15 protein-coding genes are annotated in these 20665 nt (G+C 60.6%); 5 read left to right on the plus strand and 10 right to left on the minus strand.

Annotation, left to right across the window (positions count from 1 at the left end):
* Positions 1–570 carry a hypothetical protein gene (locus tag R3C19_11510; GenBank protein MEZ6060980.1) on the minus strand — a complete coding sequence of 190 codons (570 nt, stop codon included), beginning with the start codon at positions 568–570 and terminating at the stop codon, positions 1–3.
* Positions 571–916: 346 nt separating this feature from the next.
* Positions 917–1648 (minus strand): hypothetical protein, encoded by a 732-nt coding sequence (locus tag R3C19_11515; GenBank protein MEZ6060981.1) that lies wholly within the window; start codon positions 1646–1648, stop codon positions 917–919.
* Positions 1649–2039: 391 nt separating this feature from the next.
* Between R3C19_11515 and corA the strand changes: the two genes are divergently transcribed.
* Positions 2040–3140 (plus strand): magnesium/cobalt transporter CorA, encoded by a 1101-nt coding sequence (corA, locus tag R3C19_11520; GenBank protein ID MEZ6060982.1) that lies wholly within the window; start codon positions 2040–2042, stop codon positions 3138–3140.
* A 28-nt stretch (positions 3141–3168) separates the two neighbouring features.
* Here corA and R3C19_11525 read toward each other — a convergent pair whose 3' ends face one another.
* The 8 genes from R3C19_11525 to R3C19_11560 all read right to left on the minus strand — a co-directional run bounded on the left by R3C19_11525 (position 3169) and on the right by R3C19_11560 (position 13091).
* The gene (locus tag R3C19_11525) at positions 3169–3834 is read right to left on the minus strand and encodes a carbonic anhydrase (GenBank protein ID MEZ6060983.1); all 666 of its coding nucleotides are present in this window, start codon (positions 3832–3834) and stop codon (positions 3169–3171) included.
* Between the two features lie 109 nt (positions 3835–3943).
* Positions 3944–4489 (minus strand): PTS sugar transporter subunit IIA, encoded by a 546-nt coding sequence (locus R3C19_11530; protein ID MEZ6060984.1) that lies wholly within the window; start codon positions 4487–4489, stop codon positions 3944–3946.
* A 328-nt stretch (positions 4490–4817) separates the two neighbouring features.
* Positions 4818–6176 (minus strand): sigma-54 dependent transcriptional regulator, encoded by a 1359-nt coding sequence (locus R3C19_11535; GenBank protein MEZ6060985.1) that lies wholly within the window; start codon positions 6174–6176, stop codon positions 4818–4820.
* 34 nt (positions 6177–6210) lie between these two features.
* On the minus strand, positions 6211–7569 hold the full coding sequence (locus R3C19_11540; protein ID MEZ6060986.1) for an ATP-binding protein: 1359 nt from the start codon (positions 7567–7569) through the stop codon (positions 6211–6213).
* A 328-nt stretch (positions 7570–7897) separates the two neighbouring features.
* On the minus strand, positions 7898–9337 hold the full coding sequence (locus R3C19_11545) for a proton-conducting transporter membrane subunit (GenBank protein MEZ6060987.1): 1440 nt from the start codon (positions 9335–9337) through the stop codon (positions 7898–7900).
* Positions 9338–9343: 6 nt separating this feature from the next.
* Complete coding sequence (locus R3C19_11550; GenBank protein MEZ6060988.1) at positions 9344–10027, minus strand: hypothetical protein; 684 nt, start codon at positions 10025–10027, stop codon at positions 9344–9346.
* 117 nt (positions 10028–10144) lie between these two features.
* Positions 10145–11074, minus strand: coding sequence for an NADH-quinone oxidoreductase subunit H (locus R3C19_11555; protein ID MEZ6060989.1), 930 nt, complete (start codon positions 11072–11074; stop codon positions 10145–10147).
* A 13-nt stretch (positions 11075–11087) separates the two neighbouring features.
* On the minus strand, positions 11088–13091 hold the full coding sequence (locus R3C19_11560) for a proton-conducting transporter membrane subunit (protein ID MEZ6060990.1): 2004 nt from the start codon (positions 13089–13091) through the stop codon (positions 11088–11090).
* Between the two features lie 681 nt (positions 13092–13772).
* Between R3C19_11560 and R3C19_11565 the strand changes: the two genes are divergently transcribed.
* The 4 genes from R3C19_11565 to R3C19_11580 all read left to right on the plus strand — a co-directional run bounded on the left by R3C19_11565 (position 13773) and on the right by R3C19_11580 (position 20660).
* On the plus strand, positions 13773–14480 hold the full coding sequence (locus R3C19_11565) for a PTS sugar transporter subunit IIA (protein ID MEZ6060991.1): 708 nt from the start codon (positions 13773–13775) through the stop codon (positions 14478–14480).
* 115 nt (positions 14481–14595) lie between these two features.
* On the plus strand, positions 14596–16137 hold the full coding sequence (locus tag R3C19_11570; protein ID MEZ6060992.1) for an NADH-quinone oxidoreductase subunit C: 1542 nt from the start codon (positions 14596–14598) through the stop codon (positions 16135–16137).
* Between the two features lie 41 nt (positions 16138–16178).
* On the plus strand, positions 16179–16955 hold the full coding sequence (gene nuoB, locus R3C19_11575; protein MEZ6060993.1) for an NADH-quinone oxidoreductase subunit NuoB: 777 nt from the start codon (positions 16179–16181) through the stop codon (positions 16953–16955).
* Between the two features lie 576 nt (positions 16956–17531).
* Entirely contained in the window at positions 17532–20660 is a 3129-nt protein-coding gene (locus tag R3C19_11580; protein ID MEZ6060994.1) for a DUF2309 domain-containing protein, read from the plus strand.
* Positions 20661–20665 lie beyond the last annotated feature (5 nt).

Genomic DNA, 20665 nt, shown 5'->3' on the forward strand with positions numbered 1-20665 from the left:
TCACCGGAGCTGGCTGACCAACTGGTTGCGGGTCATTTCGATCAGCGCGGCCACCATCCTGACATTGTTGAAATACTTGTTGGCCTGAATTCGTGTCTGCCATTCCTTGCCGGACGGCTTGCCTTCCAGCGCATCAGCAATCAGGCCGATGCCCTCTTCCTCCATGGAGATCATGATGGCCGGAGTCTGCCTGTCGCCGAGAACCTTCAGCATTTTTTCGGGCGGCGCTTCGGACAACAGCTCGTCACCGGTTTCTCGCAGGTAAGCGGCGATTGCAACGGCGCTGTCGTGAACAGACTCGGCGCCGCTCGATGAATCGCCGGCGTCGGGCGACCGGGTGACGTCTGCAGCGGTCGCGGCAACGGCTTCCGGTTCGGCCTGATGCTGCGACGGTGCCGAAGCCGGTGCTTCGGCCGCGGGCTGTTCGGCTTCGGCCAGGAACGCAGCCAGCGGAAGGCGATACTCCACTTCGCAGCCGTCCGGAAGTCGCCCTTTCGAATGCAGCTTTTCCACTTCCCTGCGCGTATAGGACTTCGTGCGTTTTCCATCCGGCATGATGATTCTGTACACGACGCTCTATCCTTGTCTTGAGATCCCGGGCGTGCGGATTCTCCACGGCGATCAGAAGTGGGGTCGGCTGTTCACGATACCAGTGGGCCGCAGAATCCCATAGCAGAATCCTCAGGCCACCCGGTGGCAACGTCTATCTGACGGCAACGTTCCGGGAACGAAGGCTGGCGGCCGGTCACTCGGAACTTTCGGCATTTTTCAGACAGCCGCGCAAACCGAAACGGGCGTCGCAGTTCAGGAACCGCGACGCCCGCGTGCTGAAGCGGGTTCATCCGCTTACTGACACAATTGTTCCGGCGGCGACCTGGCCTCGGGCGGCTGGTCGAACCGCTTCCGATAGTGACTTTCAGTCGTGATATTCGACGTCGATATGCCCGTCGCAGGACCGAATTTCCACTTCGTAGTCGCCATAGTCCAGTTCCACCATGGTTCGGCAGGGTGAGACTTTCAGCTTCTGAAGCGGACAAGGCGGCACGAACACCTGGACATAAACAAGGCTTTCCACGCAGCCCGGACTTCCGAACGGCCCAAGATGCGGATTGCGGACGGCCACAGTCACAGGCACCGCTCCTGGAGCGATCTCCTGGGCATTGAAGACGACCACATGGCGTTCCAGAGGCACCGGGCATGTCACGATGCAGCCGATTTCATGGACCGGAGCGGGCGCGGGAACCACGGGGTATGTCGGTACCGGCGGCACGGTGTACACCGGAGCCGGAACCGGGGCCGGAGGAACGATCGGAAACGTGCCGCCAATCTGCAGTGAAACAGTCGTTCGGCTGCGGTTTCCAATGGTGATCGGGCGGCGATAAGCCGTCTGGCCGCGCCCGAAGTTTCTGCTGCCCGCGGACCAGTGAGCGCCACCTGCGTGGTGGGATGCAGCGGCGTGGATGGCTGGGTTGCCGTGCCCTCGGTGACCAACGGATTCCACGACCACGGGACCGCGAACCTGGCGGTGTGGGCGTGACGGACCGCGGACGGCCTTCAGAAAATCAACAATATCATTCGCTTCCACCGACATCGGTGACGAAGCGATTACAGCCAGCAGAGTCGATGCGAGAAAGAGAGAGCGGGTCATCGTGATCGTCCTTTATTCGTCGTGAGTCGGAGGGAACGGGTTGAGAAGTCCGTTTGACACCACATCGTTCGGTGGTGTCGGCATGTGGAGATTCAATTTCTGTACCAACAGCGACACCAACAACAATAAAGTCCTAAATATAAACGACTTGCGAACATCATTGAATCACTCGGGATTGCCGCAAGGCGTCATCAGAACGATGTCACTGCTGTCGTCGTGACAACACGTCGCCGGTGATTTCAGCCCATTGATCAGCGGAATCCGCCGTTCGCGGGAACACGCGAAGTCACCGTCGGCAACGGGTCTTGCGGAGACAGGGGAAGTCGAAGATGCTTTGAGACGACCGCGCGAACAACCTGCCGTTCGCGAATCTCGATCGAGGCACCAGTACATGCTCGCGTCTGCCATTCAGTTTCCGGGCCGCCTGCGACAGCGCCTGCGACGGCGCAGCAAGCCGGGAGCGGTTCCGGGGACGATCCTTCCGGGCCCCACCGCGACGGCTCCCGTCGTGCGGCTGACACGATACGGGACTTCCGAGTACCACGACGAGACCATCGAAGATCTCGATTCGATTCCGCCCCGGCTGAATCAGTCGCCTGTGACCTGGGTGGATGTCGACGGTCTTGGTGACGCCCGCGTGACGACTCGAATCGGCGAGATATTCGGGCTGCATCCGCTGGCCCTGGAAGACGTGACCAACGTCCATCAGCGTCCGAAGGTCGAAATGTATGGCAGCTATCTGTTTCTGGTGGCTCGGGCCTATCGAAGCGGGGAGTCGCTGGAGAGCGAGCAGATCTCCATGTTCCTGGGATCGAACTTCGTCGTCACGTTTCAGGAAAGCGGGACGGATTGTTTTGCCGCTGTTCGAAAAAGACTGGAAGCGTCCACCGGACGAATCCGCCAATGCGGAGCCGACTACCTGCTGTACAGTCTGCTGGACGGAGTCATCGACCACTACTTTCCCGTGCTGGAGCAATACGGTGAACGGCTTGACGCGCTGGATGAACGGATCGCCGTGCGCCAGGAACGATTCATGATTCACCAGATCCACACGCTGCGCAGCGAACTGCTGTCGGTGCGGCGGTCCATCTGGCCGCTGCGGGAGGCCGTGAACGCGCTGATTCGCGATTCGGGGCAACTGGTGTCGGATGAGACGGACATCTACCTGCGCGACTGCTACGACCACACAGTTCAGATCATCGATGTCATCGAAACGGACCGGGAAACCTGCGCCGACCTTCGAGACTTTTATCTGACCGTTGTCGGCAACCGCATGAACGAAATCATGAAGGTGCTGACGGTGATCGCCACGCTGTTCATGCCGCTGAGTTTCATCGCCGGCCTGTACGGGATGAACTTCGACACGAACGTCTCGCCGTGGAACATGCCCGAGCTGCGCTGGGCGCTGGGTTATCCGTTCGCGCTGGCATTGATGGCGGGAACGGCTCTGGGGCTGCTGGCGTATTTCTGGAAGCGAGGCTGGCTTTCGTAGCCGGACGGTCTGCACCGCATCGCAGGACTCAGATTGCCGGCAGGCTGCGGTCCATGTCCGGTTCGAGCGCTGCGATATCCCGGATTTCCAGGAACTGTCCGTGATCCGGGTCGTACGCGAACACCTGGCCGGATTCGAATTGATAAACCCAGCCGTGCAGGTTCAGGCTGCGTCGCGAAATTGCCGCCGCCACGGCGGGGTGAGTTCGCAGGTTTTCCAGTTGAACCAGGACGTTTTCCTCAACGGTCAGCGTCAACCTGCGTTCGTCGCCTTTCACATGGCCGTAGTTTTCCAGAACGATGCGTCGAGTCGCTTCGGCATGGGACAGAATCGCCTTCACCGCCGGCAGATTTGCCAGTTGATCCTGGTTCAGCAGCCCGGACATTGCGCCGCAGTGCGAATGCCCGCAAACGACAATGTCCTTCACTTTCAGGACGCTGACTGCGTATTCGATCGTGGCCGCTTCGCCGCCATGAACGGCCCCGTACGGTGGAATGATGTTGCCGGCGGTCCGCAGAATGAACAGCTCACCGGGCCGTGTCTGGGTCAGCAGATTCGGATTGATGCGCGAATCCGAACAGGTCACGAACAGCGCCAGGGGCTGCTGACCTTCCGCCAGCGTTTCGAACAGTGTCGCATTCTGACTGAAATGCTGGCGCTGAAACGCATGGATACCTTCAACCAGTTTCTGCATGATCGCGGACCGGATGCTTTAACGGACAATCGGACGGCGGGACAGACTCCCGGCCGATGCAGTCTAGCACCACAGACCCTGCAGGCCAGCGCGCCCGGCGGTTGGCCGATCAGGACTGGTCGTCGAGATCCGTCAGGTAGGCGTAGATGTCCCGCGGCTGCATCTGATGGTTCAGCCGCATGTTGACCGCCTTGTCCTTCATCAGGCTGACGAGTCGGCTGAGCAGTTGCTGATGCTGTTCGCGATCATCCCACGGTGACAGCGTCAGGAACACCAGCTTTGTGGGTTCACCATCCAGGGAACCGAAATGGATGCCGTCCGGTGCCACGCCGATCGCGCCAGCGAAGTGAGTGACGTCTCGCGTTCGGAGGTGAGGAAACGCCAGGCCTCTGCCGATAGCGGATGACGTATGCCTTTCCCTTTCGATCAGGTCCCTGACGAGCTTTTCGGCATGAATCCGGTCAATCCGCTGCTCGCGCGCAAGGATCTGGATGAGCAGGCTGATGGCGGAAGATTTCCCGGTCGCCGGTCGAATGATCTCGATGCAGTTCTCGTGAAAGACATCGGTCAGTGACAACTCCGATGGGGATTTCGCCGGGCCGGGATCGTCTGCTGCCGAAGCCGTGTCGTCTGAAAGCGTGAAGCCTGTCATCATTGGAAACCTCGCGGCAGCCCCAGGGATCGAAGCAAGTTCATTTTTCAAAACGCAAGACGTGTGCCAATGGCGGACGAGGTTGCGGATTTGCCGGTCGCTCGCAGCGACGCGTGCCGTTGTCGTCGCCGACTCTGTTTGCGGTTCTCCGGATTCCGCCTGTTGACTGAGTCACAAGTGTCGGAGCAGATACCGGTAACCGCCGGCACAAGTGCAGTTCAGGATGCCGTTGCCCGTTGCCTGGTGGCGAGTGCAGGTTTCAGCATCCGCCGTGCAAATCTTTGCACCGAATCGAAGTCAATGTGGTACAGCGCGGCGACTGACATCGAACTCAGTGCAGCCCGTACCGGCTCATCTTGTAGTGCAGGGTTCGTACGCTGATGCCGAGCGCTTTTGCGGTCTGTTCGCGACGGAAATCCGACACGGCGAGAGCGGCCTGGATGGCATCCCGTTCCGCTTTTTCCGTGACCTCCACCAGCGGGGCGACGACGGTGGCGGAGACCGGCTGCAGCGGGTTCAGTTCGGCGGGCAGATTCCTGGCCCGAATCACGTCGTCCGCCACGGTCACCACCAGCCGCTCCATCACATTGCGAAGTTGTCGGACATTTCCAGGCCAGTTGGCGGCTGTCAGCACCTGAACCGCATCGTCGGCAAGTTGCTTCGGCGGACGACAGTGCCGCTTGCAGAAGTGGTTCAGGAAGTGTTCGACCAGCAGCGGGATATCTTCACGCCGCTCGCGAAGTGCGGGTACCTGAATCGGGACGACATTCAGGCGGTAGTAGAGATCTTCGCGGAATGTGCCGGCTTCGATCATCGGCAGGATTTCGCGGTTCGTCGCCGACACGATGCGCGCGTCGGACGACAGCACTTCTTCACCGCCGACGCGATTGAACCGGCCGGATTCCAGCACTCGCAGCAGGTCGACCTGGCTCTTGACGGGGATTTCCGTGACTTCATCCAGAAACAGCGTGCCTCCGCGGGACTGTTCGAAGCAGCCGGGCTTCTGTCGCGACGCACCGGTGAAGGAACCTTTTTCGTGGCCGAACAGTTCGCTTTCCAGCAGCGTTTCGGGCAGCGCTCCCATGTTGACGGCGATAAAGGGGCCGCAGCTTCGGTTGCTCAGGTCATGCAGGGCTCGGGCGATCAGTTCCTTGCCGGTGCCGCTTTCGCCGCGGATGAAGACCGTGGCGTCGGTATCGGCGACCTGCCGGATCTGCTCGAACACATTCTGCATGACGGCGCTGTTGCCGATGATGCCGGAGATCTGTCCCGCGTCCGCCAGGCGGTCCCTGAGTTCGCGGTTCTCCGCCTGTAGCCGATGATGATCCAGCGCGCGATGGACCTGCTGACGAATCAGATTCAGGTCGACCGGCTTCATGATGAAGTCAAATGCTCCGCGGCGCATGGCGTCGACAGCGGTTTCGACGGTGCCGTGCGCGGTGATCACAATTGCGGTTGTCTCCGGCCTGCGCTGCAGCAGCAGCGACACCAGATCCAGTCCGTCCCGGTCGCCCGGCAGGCGAACGTCGGCGATCACAAGCTGAAAGTTGCCGGCATCGAACTTTTCCAGGGCGTCATGGACGTCGCGGGCCGTTTCGATGTGATCCGCTTCCTTCGCCAGACCCTTCGCCAGGCCGGACCGGATGTTCGGTTCGTCGTCGACAATCAGAATGTGAAACTCGTCGTTCATGGGCAATCGCTGAACGCATTCCGGCGGCGGACAGTCACTGAATGGGAAGCGTGAATTCAAAGGTGGTACCGCCGGAAGAACTTCGGAATTCCAGGTTACCGTGGTGCTGGCGAATGATTTTTTCGCAAAGGGCAAGTCCCATGCCGGTCCCGTTGCTCTTGGTGGTGAAGTAGGGATCCAGGATTCGGTCCCTCAGATTTTCGGGAATTCCGACACCCGCGTCGATCACGGCAACGCGGATGCAGGCAGGATCGGAGGCTTCCGAAACCGCCGCGTGGATTCTCAGCGGGCCGCCTTCCGGCATGGATTCCATGGCATTAACCAGCAGGTTCAGCAGCACCTGTTCCAGCCGCACCCGATCCGCCAGGATGATCGGCAGCGGTTCCGGCGGCAGGTCGACGTGAATATCAATGTTCAGCCGGCTGGCCTGAGGTGCGACCAGCTTGACCTGCCGATCGATCAGCATGGCCAGATTCAGTTCACAGCGGTTCAGTTTGCCGAGCGAGGCGAAGTCCCGAAAGCCTTCCAGCACTCCGCCGACGCGGGTGACTTCCGTTCTGATGACGCCCAGCATGTCGCGAGCTTCGTCGGACATGGTCCCGTCATCCAGTTGTTCCTCCAGCAACTGAACGTGAAGCGAAAGTGCGGCCAGCGGGTTCTTGATTTCGTGGTGCAGCCCCGCCGCCAGCGAACCGAGTCCCATGTAGCGTTCCATGCGGCGCAGGCGATCGTCCATCAGGATCCGTTCGGTGACGTCGCGAAGCTGAACGATGTTGCCTATGTCCGCGTCCGCCCGGTCGCGCAGCGGCTGGCAGAATGCTCGCAGTGTCCGGACGTTGTCGCGAGCGACGATGTTAAAGTCGCGAGTCAGCGGTTCGTGGCCGATGGACCGGGATTCCTGTCGAAAATCCTCCAGCGGAAGACTGTCCGAAAGTTCGTTCAGCGGGCGCCCCACCTGCTCGTCCGTCAGCGAAAGCAGTTCCAGGCCGCGGCGATTGATGCTGGTCACCAGGCCATCGACATCCGTTGTGATGATGGCCAGATCCATGCTGTCCAGCACGTCCGCCGCCAGCGCCTTGATGTCGCGAAGGGAATCCTGCGATGTGTTGTAGGCTCGCCAAAGCAGCAGCATTGCAAAGCCGGTGACCACCAGATTCAGCACGACAAGGATCGTCAGGCGGAATTGCCACCGCAGCTCCCCGGCAAGTTCTCTCGCGGATTCCGTGGCTTCGGGAGGAAGCTGGCCGATCAGTTGCCGGACAATTTCCTGTTCGCGCAGAAAATCGACCATCACCCAGACGGTGACGGCAAGAGCAGCCACGCTGAGCGTCAGCAGCCCGGCAATCGCCAGACGGTAGTCACGTCCTGTTGCAGTTGATTGAACGCGGAACATGTGATTTGCAGCGGCGGACCGAAAACCTGCTGATTGGGATCAGACGAAAATTCGCTGCTGAATTGTATTCGACTGACCCGGCTTCAGCGGAACAAGGGCGTGTGCCTCAATCCGTCATATGGCCGGATTCAAAAAAGAGAGTCCGGCGATGGTACACAGTAATCCGGGAATGCGTCTCCGCTGCCGCGCTCCTGCTGCATCGGACAATCCAGTGCACACGCGGCTCGGCGGGAGCATCGCCCCGGTTGTAGCCGCGCATCCCGTACTGCGGACGTTTGGTCGGTCGCGCGCAGGTTGGCTGCGGCCCAACCGCAGCAGGCGGTCGGGATTAATCACTGGGAACACGCTGCAGGAATTTCGCGGCGCCGCCGATCCATTCTTCCAGAAACTGCGGCGTGTAAATTCCCAGCAGCAGTGTCAGCAGCAGCGACAGCGCGATCGGCAGAATCATGGGCAGATTGTCTCGAAATCGGTTCGGTCCGCCATTTTCAGGAGCAGGACCCGTCAGGCAGCCGAGCAGTGTGCTGCCCATTCCGAAGAACACGATCAGAAGCAGGACCAGGAACGTCAGTCCGTAGCCGAAGTGTCCCGTGGAGAACGCTCCTCCCAGAATCTGATATTCACTGACGAACGGTCCGAACAAAGGCGACCCGGTGATGGCGAAGAACAGGATGACCATGGCCCAGCCACTGAACGGAAGGCGATGAAGAACACCCTGAACCTGGTCGGTTTCCTTGCTGCCGTACGCTCGATGAATGTTACCGGCGGCCATGAACAGACCGGCCTTGCACAGACCATTATGGATCACATGCAACAGCGAACCGGTTGCCGCAAGTCCGCCGATCCCCATGCCAAACACCAGCATTCCCATGTGTTCGACGCTGGAGTACGCCAGCAGCCGTTTGATGTCGCGCTGTCGCGGAATGAACACGGCCGCGGTTCCCATCGACAGCAGGCCCATCGTGATCAGCAGCCGGTGGGAATACGCATCGTCGTGAGCGATATGAGCGACATGATAGAACCGCAGGACACACAGAAAGGCACAGCTTGTCAGTCCGCCGGCCAGCAGTGCTCCCACCATTCCCGGAGCCTCACCATAGGCGTCCGGCTTCCAGGTGTGCATCGGTGCCAGGCCCATCTTGGTTCCGTACCCGACCAGCAGCAGCACGAACGCCGCATGCAGCCAGGGCAGCGACAGCTTGTGTGAATGTTCGACCAGTTCGTCGAACAGCAGCGTCGATTCCGACCCGGCCTGAATCATCGAATAGGCCAGGAAGAAGGAACCCAGCAGCGCCAGAGCGATGCCGACGGATCCGATCACCAGGTATTTCCACGTTGCCTCCAGCGAACGCGGATTCCGGTTGAAGTAGACGCTGGGCGCGGTTGCCAGTGTCGTCGCTTCCATCGCGATCCACATCAGTCCCAGATGGTGTGACAGCGTCACCAGCGACATCATCGCCAGCGCCACCAGAAGGCATCCGCACAGCACGCGGTTGTCTCGTTCGGATCGTGAACGAAGGTAGGCGGGAGCGTACAGCGCGCACAGGAAGAACAGCAGGCTGATGTAGCCGACAAACACACGGCTCAGCGGATCGATCGCCAGCCAGCGATCGAAGATCCACTGATCGCCCATCGGCAGGATCCGAATTGTCAGCCCCAGATGTGCCGCCGCTGCCAGCGGAAGAACCCAAGGGCGCAGGCGGTTCGAAGGAATCGCGAACGCGATGCCGGCGGCGATCAGTGGCACAATGACAAGCAGAATCAACACGCGGCGCTATTCCTTGAGGCTGGACAGGTGTTCGACGCTGGCTTCCGGGAAGGCACGGCTGACGTGGTTGAAGATGATGCCCATCACAAACACGCCGACAAACAGGTCCAGCACAATGCCCAGTTCCACCATGATCGGCACCGCTTCGATCAGCAGCAGTCCGAAGATGAAGATGCCGTTTTCCAGCACGATGTAACCCAGCACCTGCCCCAGTGCCTCGCGGCGCGTGCTGAGCATCAGAAAGCCGCAGATCACGGTGGACAGTGCCGCGGGTATCGGCAGGTGGCTGGCGTGTTGCGCCGCAAGGGGCAGTGATCGCGCGAAGACGATGGCCAGCATCGTTCCCAGCCCTCCCATCAACAGCGGCAACACGGTCCCGATCGTCGACGTCACCTGGGATCGCACATCGGCGACACGAACGGCTCTCAGCAGAAATCCGGGAATCACCCAGCCCTTGATGATGACAACCGCCACGGTCAGCGCCAGAAGCCGCAGGACAGTAAACGTGTCCAGGGAATGCGCGTCGACGGCGGACACCAGCCCGGTGTGAGCGATGGGATACAGCAGTCCCAGCAGCGCACCCTGAAATGCCACCGCATAGATCGCCTGCTTCAGGCGGGTGATCGTCAGGACATAAAAGTTCAGCAGCAGGGCGATGACCAGCCCCGGATCAAGCAGCAATTCGTTCATGCGGACAAAATCACACAGACCTGAACAGTCGGAAAAAACAGCCCGGGAAGTATCGGATGCCGGTTCCGGGACGTGTGTCAGGAAAATCGTCGGGGCGCGTTCGGCGCCTCTGAAACTTCAGGGGTAACTCAACAGCAGGATGACAGCAAACAGCGACATAACACCGGCCGTGACCAGCAGCTTGGGAATCTCCGCAAGCTTCAGGCGAGCCATGATGGATTCGACAATCCCGACCACGATGGCAACTACAACGGTGGCCGGCAGAAAAATCAGCCAGTCCAGCAGGCTGTAGCCGGTGCCGACCGGGACGGCCAGATTGATGATCATCGCGGCGAATACAAACAGTTTGACGGCCGACCCGTACACGATCATTCCCAGTGCCGGGCCGCTGTGATCCAGCACCATGACTTCGTGGATCATCGTCAGTTCCAGGTGCGTGTTCGGATCGTCAAAGGGGATGCGGCAGTTTTCGACCAGCAGCACCACGAACCAACTCACGACAATCAGCAGCAGCGGCGCGGCGGACGTCATCCAGCCGCCGGCGACCGCTTCGCCCAGCAGGCCGCTCATTTGAAGCGACCCTGTAATTCGCGACAGGACCAGCAGACCCAGAAACAGCACGGGTTCGGTCAGGCAGGCAAACGTGGCTTCGCGAGCGGACCCCATGCCTTCAAAGGCAGAACCGGTATCCAGCGCGGCGGCGATCGTGAAGAACCGGCCGAGCGCCAGGACGTAGGCAAACAAAATGACATCGCCGGTAAAGGCCAGCGGAGCGCTGGCATGACCCATGGGAACAACCAGTGCGGCGATCAGCGCCGTTGCCATGCCCACCACCGGGCCGAACCGAAAGACCCAGGTCGTCGTCTGGCTGAAGACGCATTCCTTCTGCATCAGCTTGGCCAGGTCGTAGTACGTCTGCAGGATCGGCTGACCGCGGCGTCCGGCGAAGATCGCCTTGGTGCGGTTGATGATCCCCGGCAGCAGCGGCGGAAACAGCAGCACCACCGCAACATGAATCAGGCTGTGAATGGAAAGGTATTGGAACATCAGTGCCCTTCGGCTATCCCCCAGGCCGCCACAGCAGCAGACAGACGACGATGACAAGGATGTACAGCAGATAGGCCTGCAGACTGCCCTGCTGCAGAAATCGTGACCATCCGAACAGCCACTTCACGTTTCGCGTCATCGGCTTGACGGCTCGTTCCAGCACCGTGTCAGGAATCTGGGTCTCAAAACGGGGGTTTTCCGGGAACAGCGTGTCGATTTTCGGCGGGTGAACGGTCGGCTTAAGTGCCCAGCGGAATAGATTCACCAGCCATTGCGCAAACGACGACGACGAATACTGCATGGTCGCGGAAGGCGCCGCGTAGCCGCAATCCCACGTCAGGCCCGACGGTGCGCTTCTGACTCGGCGCTGCAGCAGAATCGTGCCGACGGCCACCAGGGAAATCAGGATTCCCGCGATGATGCTGACCGGTCCCAGCGGAAAAACCGTTCGCAGGGAAAGTTCGGCAAGGTCGGCGGTCGCACCGGTGTCCGCCGCTGCCCAGGTACCTGCCGCTCGTTCCAGCATCGAAACAACCAGGACCGGTGCGACTCCGATCAGCACGCAGAAGGCGGCCAGCACGATCATCGGTGCGGTCATCGCATGACCGGATTCATGCGCGGAAGCAGCGGTTTCGCTTCGCGCCGCTCCAAGGAACACGATGCCGTACACTTTCACGAAGCAGGCAACCGCCAGGGCTCCCACAAGAGCCAGTGCCGGTGTGGCAAATGCGGCGGTGGAAACCAGCGACTCCGTTTCGCCGGGTTTCGTCGGCAGCGTGCCGAACAGCCCGATGTAAATCATCAGTTCCGATACGAATCCATTCAACGGCGGCAAACCGCAGATCGCCACAGCGCCGATGACAAAACAGGTTGCCGTCACCGGCATGCGACGGCTGAGCCCGCCCATGACGTCCAGATCGCGTGTTGTCATGCAGTGAATCACGGACCCCGCCGCGAAGAACATCATCGACTTGAAGAACGCGTGATTCCAGACGTGCAGCAGTGCTCCGCAGATGCCCAGCATCACCCATTCGGGACGTCCGGTCGCGCGACCGATCAACGCCAGGCCCAGTCCCATCACAATGATTCCGATGTTTTCGACGCTGGAATAGGCCAGAAGCCGCTTGAAGTCGCGCTGGCTGACGGCGAACGCGATTCCCAGAACGGCGGTAATCGTGCCAGCGGCCAGCGTCACCAGGCCCCACGAAAGCGGAATCTGCGGGAAGAACGACGCCGTGCGGAAGATGCCGTAGATCCCCATCTTGAGCATCACGCCGGACATCACGGCCGACACATGGCTGGGCGCAGCGGCGTGAGCTCCCGGAAGCCAGACATGCAGCGGCATCAGCCCCGCTTTTGTGCCGAAGCCGACCAGTCCCAGCACCGCCATGGCGATCGCCGCCGTCGATGTCGAATTCGGCAGTGTCGAGTAACCGAACGAACCGGTCTGCGCGTACAGCAGAGCGAAAACACCGAAGGCACACAGCGTCGCAAGGTGACTGGCGGCGATATACAGCCAGGCGGCCCTGCGTGTTTCCGCGAGGTGTTCTTCGGTCGAAACCAGGAACATGGTGGAAACCGCCATGACTTCCCAGCCAAACAGGAACAGCAACCCGTCCGCAGCGGAAACCAGCATCATCATGGCGGACGTCATCAGGCCGAGAAACACGGAGACGCGCCGCGCGTTCTCCGCACCGCTGTGCTGCGACCAGTACTGAGTTCCGTAGATCGACGCCAGCGCACAGACCACCAGCACCGGTACCAGAAAGAACGCCGACAGCCCGTCGAGTCCCGCAGTGAATTCGAAACCCGGAATCGGCGCCGGAAAGCGCACCAGCGATGCATCACCGGTGGAATAGTAAGACCAGACGCCTGCCAGACCGCAGCCACAACCAGCCACATTCATCGTGGCCGACAGCAACTGCCCGGCTCTTGACCGAACCGGCGACAACAGTGCCGGCAATCCACTCAGCGCGGAACAGGCGGCCCCGCAAAGAATCATCTGGGTGGAATTCAATATGGCATCTTTCAGAATTCCAAATCCGGCCCGGCGACGCTTTGTTCCTGTCCAGCGCCAGTCAAAGAACGGATCCGGTTGTTACCCGGACGGACAGCAGGTCAGACGCCGCAGATCATAGACGACGGCAACACTCCGCCAGTCAGTACAACTCAGCATTTTCAGTGCCGTGCAACGCCTTTCTTCCGGCCGGGAACCGGATTGCGGAAGACTGATACCGTCGGCGATTGAGTTCCCGCAGACGGCAGCGTGCGGGGGCGTTCACTTCGAACCTTGTGCGCGATTTATCGTCCGGTGAATTGACTCAACCGAGGGCGTTCCCACGTTCAGCACAGCAGCCGTCCGGCTGGCTCAGACGTGCAATTCGTTGCACTCAACTGCAAGAAGCTGCACGGGTAAATCTGCAGGCAATGCAGAATCGGTCAGCATCGGCACTCGCCGAACCGCGCGCCGAACAACGCTGACCAATCCGGCTGCGGGAAACGCGGTTACGGCGCGGTGTATTCCGACGACACAACGAATATCGAGAATGATCCCGTCGACACTGCAGTATTCCTGTTTTCTGGCACACTTTGCGCTGAATGTAACTGCGCGCTGAATCTATCTGCGCTGAAAGCAGAAGTGTGCCGCTGCGAGCGGTGTTGTTTCCGGTTCCGCATATTCCCGAGGTCAACGATCGTCATGGAGCTGGCGCTGAAACAGGTTGCCGATTTCTTCGGTGTCTCCGAGAACCGCATCATCAAGTGGATCAAGAGCGAAAACCTGCCGTCAGATCTGGTCGCTGACCAATATCGATTTCATCGTGCCGAGCTGCTCGAATGGGCGGCGTTCCACGGATATCCGTTTTCTCCCGCGATCTATGCCGCGGAGAGCGACGATCTGACACCTGCCGGAACGCATGTGTCGGATGCCCTGCAGAGTGGTGGAGTGCTGGAGAACGTGTCCGGAAGTTCCCTTCGCGAAGTTCTGAAGGTCGCCCTGAACGGACTTCCGCTTCCCGCGACGATGAGTCCGGATGTCCTGATCGAACTCTTTCTTTCGCGGGAAACGGTTGGCAGTTCGGCGGTCGGCAATGGAATAGCCATCCCGCATCCTCGCGAACCGGTGCTGCTGAACGTTCCTGCCGCTGTTATGCGGTTGTGCTACCTGAGCCAGCCGCTCAGCATGTCCACGCCCGACAATCGTCCCGTCACAACCTTGTTCGTGCTGATCTGCCCGACGGCTCACGAGCACCTGCAGATGTTGTCTCGACTGGGAGCGCTGTTGCGCGTGGACACCGTTCAGGAAGCACTGCAAAAGCGGCAGACAGGAGAACCGCTGTTCAGAATCCTCCGCGACGCGGGCAGCAGGTTTCACGAAGCTCAGCAGTTGACCAGCGAGGCAAACTAACGACCACCTGACGCGCGGCGTCGCGCCAGCGCACGAATCGCTTCCGTTGCCCGGTCGGCATGACAACGGACTTCCCGACGCGGAAATGGACGAACGGGTCTTTCAGGAATCATCGATGACACAAGTTGCGGAACAGCTCACAACAACGAACTGCTGTCCGGTACCGCTGGCCGACGTGCCGGTGCTGCCCGTCGACGATTTTGCCGAGCAGCTGAGCGACGAGCTTCGCGGAAATGCCAGCGGTCTGTCGGCTCTGTTCGGAGTCCCGGGTTCCGGCCAGTCGGTGCGTCTGTATGCGGTGACGAATCATCGAGTCGCCGGGCGAGTTTCCGTGTTTGCAACGGACGTGAACGACAGCTACCCGTCATTCACCCCGCGAACCCCGCAGGCTCACTGGTTCGAACGGGAAATCGCCGAACAGTGGGGAATTGTGCCGGAGGGGCATCCGTGGCTGAAGCCCATTCGGTTTCATCGATCGTATGTCGACGGCCGTGACGCGTGGGGCCGAACGTCCGACGACGAAATTCTGCCCTGTGTTCAGCCAGCCGGTACGGACTACTTCCGAGTGCTGGGGGACGAAATCCACGAAGTTGCCGTCGGTCCGGTGCATGCCGGCGTCATCGAACCCGGCCACTTCCGATTCCAGTGCCACGGAGAAAACGTGTTTTCGCTGGAGATCGAACTGGGTTTTCAGCACCGCGGCATCGAACGGCAGTTGATCGGCGGCCCGGACAAACGTTCGCTGCATTTCATGGAGACACTGTCCGGCGACACGTCCGTCGGACATGGCACGGCCTATTGCCAGTTGCTGGAAGGCCTGGCATCGGTTGAACCGCCGCTGAAATCCCACGCGATTCGGGCGATCGGCCTGGAGCTGGAACGTCTGGCCAATCATACGGGAGACCTGGGCGCTCTCGCTTTGGACGTGGGGTTCCTGCCGACCGCTTCGTTCTGCGGGCGGCTTCGCGGCGACTGGCTGAACGCGTCGGCTCTGATTTGCGGCAACCGGTTCGGGCGGTCCCTGGTTCTGCCTGGCGGCGTGCGATTCGACATCGACACGGCGATGCGCGACGAACTTCAAAACCGTACGGAAACCGCTTTTCGGGATCTCACAGGCGCGGCCAACCTGCTGTGGAGCACCACCAGCGTGATGGCCCGATTCGAAGACTGTGGCAGAGTGCCGCGGGAAGTCGCCGACGACCTGGGCCTGGTCGGAATGGCGGGCCGGGCCTGTGGAATCGACCGCGACGCGCGACGGGATTTTCCATCGGGAATGTACCGATTTCATCAGGTGCCGGTTTCCACCTGGCACACCGGCGACGTGTTCGCTCGCGCCTATGTGCGGTGGCTGGAAGTGCAGCGTTCGGTGAGATTCATTCAGGATCAGCTTCGCGCGCTGCCCGACACGGCGACAAAGACCGACGTTGGATCGCTGCAGCCGGATTCGCTCACGGTGTCGCTGAATGAAGGCTGGCGCGGGGAAATCTGTCACGTCGCCATCACCGACAGCGACGGGCGCTTCGCTCACTACAAGATTGTTGACCCCAGCTTCCACAACTGGATCGGTCTGGCGATGGCGCTTCGGAACCAGGAGATCTCCGACTTTCCGGTCAACAACAAGAGCTTCAATCTGAGCTACTGCGGACACGATCTGTAAGCGGCCGGAATCCATTTACTGAAACGGAAACCTGCTTTCCCATGCTGAGAATTCTGAATGAACGTCGCTGCCAGGGCCATCGAACGATGTCATGGCCTGACGGCGAGGCACCAAAGTTGCCGGAGCGTTTTCGCGGGCTGCCGGTGATTGATTCGTCGAAATGTCCGGACGGCTGCCGAGCTTGCGCCGACGCGTGTCCCACGGACGCGATCACACTGAACGGTTCGATGAAACTGGATCTCGGCCGTTGCCTCTTCTGCACCGACTGCACCGACGCGTGTCCGGAAGGTGCGATCGAGTACACACAGGACTTTCGCCTTGCTGCGCGGACTCGGGAGGATCTGATTCTTGACGGCCAGGCTTTTCGAATCGCGGACGCTCTGGAAGAAAAGTCGCGAAAGCTGTTCGGGCGATCCCTTCAGCTCCGTCAGGTCAGCGCGGGCGGATGTAACGGCTGTGAAGCGGATATTAACGTGCTGGGGACGATCGTTTTTGACCTGAGTCGTTTTGGAATTCATGTCGTCGCGTCTCCCCGTCACGCCGACGGGCTGATCATAACCGGGCCGGTGACCGACAACATGAAGCTGGCTCTGCAAAAGACGTACGATGCCGTCCCTGCGCCGAAGATTGTGGTTGCCGTCGGAGCCTGTGCGATCAGCGGTGGTCCGTTCGTCGACAATCCGGAACAGCACAACGGCGCGGACGGAATCGTGCCCGTCGACATGTACATTCCCGGTTGCCCGCCGCATCCTATGACAATTCTGGACGGCCTGCTGCGACTGCTCGGCCGGATTGAAGACGGCTCACGGCGGACGTGATCCTTACCGTCCTTTCATGACCGCGCACCGATCGGGACGGCAACGCTGCCGCGTTGTTCGTCCGCAGGCACGTGCGGCCCGTTGGAGTGCGGCGACCGGTCGCCGCTTTGGTTTTCACGTGGTCGGCGAATAGCCGTGAACCGCACGGCATCACAAATTTCGTCCTCTCTGCGAAACCCAAAGCGATGCTGAATCATCGCACTCCAAAACATCGGTCGGTTCGGGGATTTCGGATTGCCCAGGTCGCCAGACAGTCTGGCGCGGAGTACATCGTCCGGCATCCGGAAGTCGCGTCGTGCAGTAAGTTGCGTCTCGTCTGCAGAGGATTGCATGAGAGCGGCGCGATCTTGCCCGGACACACGCAAGTCGCGGGAATTCCCACCGAATATCTGTGAATTCCCGACAAGATCCGGGGAGGTCCGGGGCAGCGGCCCCGGTTGGCACGGCCATTGCTAAAAGGTGTGACGGCCCGTTCGCGGTCCGGAGTCTCAACGCTCCGACCGCCGCGGAACCGCAGAAATTCACCGGGCGTCTCGGGCCGGCACTTGCCCGAGTTCACGATTCAGGAACCGTACGGTGTCGACAGCTTCCATCGCAGATCATGTTAAGAACGCCGGCTCGGGTTTCGTCGGCGAGCAGCCGGATCTTCGGCAGATCATGAAGCGCGTGACGCCGCTGCTGCCCACGCAGGGGCCGATCGAGGTCTTCGTCTATCTGAACCCACTGGAGGCGTTCGAAGGCATGCCGTTTCATGACGGCGTGCTGGCTGCGCAGCGCGTTTACGGAGGAAACCCGTACTTTCCGGAATCCAAATATCGCGAGCTGCTGACAGCCGGTCGCATCACCACCGCCGATCTGGAAGCCGTCTTGCGGGAAGAGCTTGGTGAGCAGGATGACGACCGGATCGACGCTCTGGGAACACGTCTGCAGCTTCGGATGGCGATGCTGCGGCATCCGCTGCATGTGGGTCCGGACGCGGAGCTGAAGTGGGTCGTCGCGGAAACGGATGCGCTGGATCGCTTCCGTCATGAAGTACCCGTTCGCGTGCGGGAAAGAACGCTCGCCGACACTCGCGAATGGTTTACGGAACGGCTGACCGGCGCGGCGGAAGATCCGTCGTGTTCGGACGAGCAGTTCCGCGAATTGACGGACGACATGTTCAGCCGCTACGGACGTCGCCTCAGTCGCTGGCGCGAGCGGCGCTGGGAAGCGGTTTCTCTGCAGTTGCTGTGGCGAGTCTGCCGGCAGGGCGTCGAAGACGTTTCGGCCGGTCATCCGCCGCAGGAACGGCTTCTGACGCCGCGGGAAATCCTGCTGAAGGCCACCGGTGAAGACATCAACCGCTACGTTCATGATGTTCTGATCCGGCTTTGCGGTGCGTTTCTGGATCAGGGGTACGCGGACTGGAAGATGCCCCATCGCGACCGGGGGCTGTATCACGCGTTCCTGTCGCTGTATTCCCAGCATCGCAGCGTCCCGGAGCAATGGACTCGCGACCTGCGGGATGAACTGTTGACGCTTCAAAGGGAAAACACGTCGGCGGAAGAATCAATCGAAGAGTCGCTGGACATTCTGGGCGTGGCCGCGGCGGATCGCGAAGAGTTCATCACACAAACGCTGCTGTCGCTGCGCGGCTGGGCGGGAATGATCTGGCAGCTTGAGAATGCTCCCGGATGGGTGGTGCGTCCGGCTCCAAAGGGATCCATCGTCGACTACCTGGCGATCCAGTTGATCCTGGAACGGCAGGCGATCGCGTATATCGGCCGGGAAGTTCTGGGAGTGTCCGGTCCGATCAGCAGAGTGGTCGCAGAGGCCGCCGCACTGATTCCGGAGCCTCGACCGCTGAACGTCGAGCGCCGCGCGTTTCTGCTGTTTCAGGTGGGACAAATGCTGGGCTGGCAGCCGCGAGTGCTGCTGTCTCTGACTCGGCAACAGTGGGCGCAACTGGTCAGTGAGTTCGAGAACTTCTCTGCGCTGGAACGTCGCCGGGTGTTCCATGAAGCCTACGAACGGCGGTACCGCGTGGCGGCTCTGGATGCCTTCGAAATCCACTCCCGTCGCCGCCGGCGACTGAGAGAAAAAAGCACAGCGGACACGTTTCAGCCGCCGACGTTTCAGATCATGACCTGCATCGATGACCGTGAAGAGTCGTTCCGCAGGCATATTGAAGAAGTGGCGCCGGAATGTGAGACGTTCGCCGCCGCCGGATTCTTTGCCGTGGCGATGAACTACAAGGGAGCCACGGACAGCTTCTATAAGCCTCTTTGTCCCGTCGTTATCGACCCGGTGCATTATGTTCAGGAGGACGTGGGTTACACGTTCGAAGGCATGCATCACAGCCGCGCTCAGCTTCGAAACCGGCTGGGGTGGGCGACGTATCTGTTCCACACTCGCAGCCGCACGTTTATCGGCGGCGTGTTTACGGGAATCGCCGGTTCACTGGCGACCGTGCCACTCGTCGCGCGAGTTCTGTTTCCGCACCTGACCTCCAGAATTCGCAGCCGTGTCGGAGCACTGCTGAAACCGCCGCCGGTGACTCGGCTGCAGTTGCTGCGGCATCAGGAAACTCCCGGTCCGAACAATGGCCATGTCGGTTACACGCTGCAGGAAATGGCGGGCATCGTGGAACGCCTGCTGCAGGACATCGGCCTGATCGAAACGGAAAAATTCTCGCGACTGTTCGTTGTCTGCGGTCATGGTTCTTCCAGTCTGAACAACCCGCACGAATCCGCATACTGCTGCGGAGCCTGCGCCGGAAAACGGGGCGGTCCCAATGCCCGGGCATTCGCCGAAATGGCGAACGACTGGCGAGTCCGTGCGATGCTGGACGAACGCGGCCTGCACATTCCGGAAGACACGGTTTTCGTCGGGGCCTATCACAACACCTGTGACGATTCCGTCGTGTACTACGACCTTGACCGGCTGCCGGCGTCGCATCGCACGGACTTCGAAGTCGCGCGCACCGCGATCGACGACGCTCGCAGACGCAACGCTCACGAACGCTGCCGCCGGTTTGTTTCGGCACCGCTGACACTCACCGCCGACGAAGCGCTGAGACACGTGGAATCACGTTCTCAGGACCTGGCGCAGGTTCGCCCGGAATACGACCACGCTACCAACGCGCTGTGCATCGTCGGACGGCGGGAATGGACTCGCGGCCTGTTTCTGGACCGCCGCGCGTTCCTTTCGTCGTACGACCCCGGTCAGGACGATGAACAGTCCAGCATTCTGCTGCGGATTCTTGCCGCGGCGATACCCGTCTGTTCGGGCATCAACCTGCAGTTTTACTTTTCGACAGTGGACAACGTTCGTTACGGAGCCGGGTCAAAGCTGCCGCACAACCTGGCGTCACTGCTGGGTGTGATGGAAGGTTCGTCCAGCGACCTTCGCACCGGCGTCTATGCCCAGGTCACGGAGATTCACGAGCCACTGCGGCTGCTGTTCGTGATTGAAACGACCACTCAGGCCATGCTGTCCATCATGGATCGAAATGCCGTCATCGGCCGTCTGTGCCGAGGCGGCTGGGTCCAACTGGCGGTCATTGACGCCGAGACTTCCACAATTGAACTGTTCCGGAACGGCCGGTTCGAACCCTACGAAGCGTCGACGGACCAGCTGGGAGAAGCCGTTTCGTCGCTGGAATGCTACGCCGGTTCGCGCGGCCACTTGCGGTTTCAGTCCATCGAGGAAACGGAAGTCGAATAGCTTCA

It is taken from the genome of Planctomycetaceae bacterium, from assembly GCA_041398785.1.
Taxonomy (GTDB): Bacteria; Planctomycetota; Planctomycetia; order Planctomycetales; family Planctomycetaceae; genus JAWKUA01.

Excerpts from the sequence above, each read along its gene's own strand:
- R3C19_11550 (MEZ6060988.1), bottom strand. The coding sequence starts at position 10,027 with ATGAACGAATTGCTGCTTGATCCGGGGCTGGTCATCGCCCTGCTGCTG.
- R3C19_11565 (MEZ6060991.1), top strand. The coding sequence starts at position 13,773 with ATGGAGCTGGCGCTGAAACAGGTTGCCGATTTCTTCGGTGTCTCCGAG.
- R3C19_11555 (MEZ6060989.1), bottom strand. The coding sequence starts at position 11,074 with ATGTTCCAATACCTTTCCATTCACAGCCTGATTCATGTTGCGGTGGTG.
- nuoB (MEZ6060993.1), top strand. The coding sequence starts at position 16,179 with ATGCTGAGAATTCTGAATGAACGTCGCTGCCAGGGCCATCGAACGATG.
- R3C19_11530 (MEZ6060984.1), bottom strand. The coding sequence starts at position 4,489 with ATGATGACAGGCTTCACGCTTTCAGACGACACGGCTTCGGCAGCAGAC.
- R3C19_11540 (MEZ6060986.1), bottom strand. The coding sequence starts at position 7,569 with ATGTTCCGCGTTCAATCAACTGCAACAGGACGTGACTACCGTCTGGCG.
- R3C19_11570 (MEZ6060992.1), top strand. The coding sequence starts at position 14,596 with ATGACACAAGTTGCGGAACAGCTCACAACAACGAACTGCTGTCCGGTA.
- corA (MEZ6060982.1), top strand. The coding sequence starts at position 2,040 with ATGCTCGCGTCTGCCATTCAGTTTCCGGGCCGCCTGCGACAGCGCCTG.
- R3C19_11515 (MEZ6060981.1), bottom strand. The coding sequence starts at position 1,648 with ATGACCCGCTCTCTCTTTCTCGCATCGACTCTGCTGGCTGTAATCGCT.
- R3C19_11535 (MEZ6060985.1), bottom strand. The coding sequence starts at position 6,176 with ATGAACGACGAGTTTCACATTCTGATTGTCGACGACGAACCGAACATC.
- R3C19_11525 (MEZ6060983.1), bottom strand. The coding sequence starts at position 3,834 with ATGCAGAAACTGGTTGAAGGTATCCATGCGTTTCAGCGCCAGCATTTC.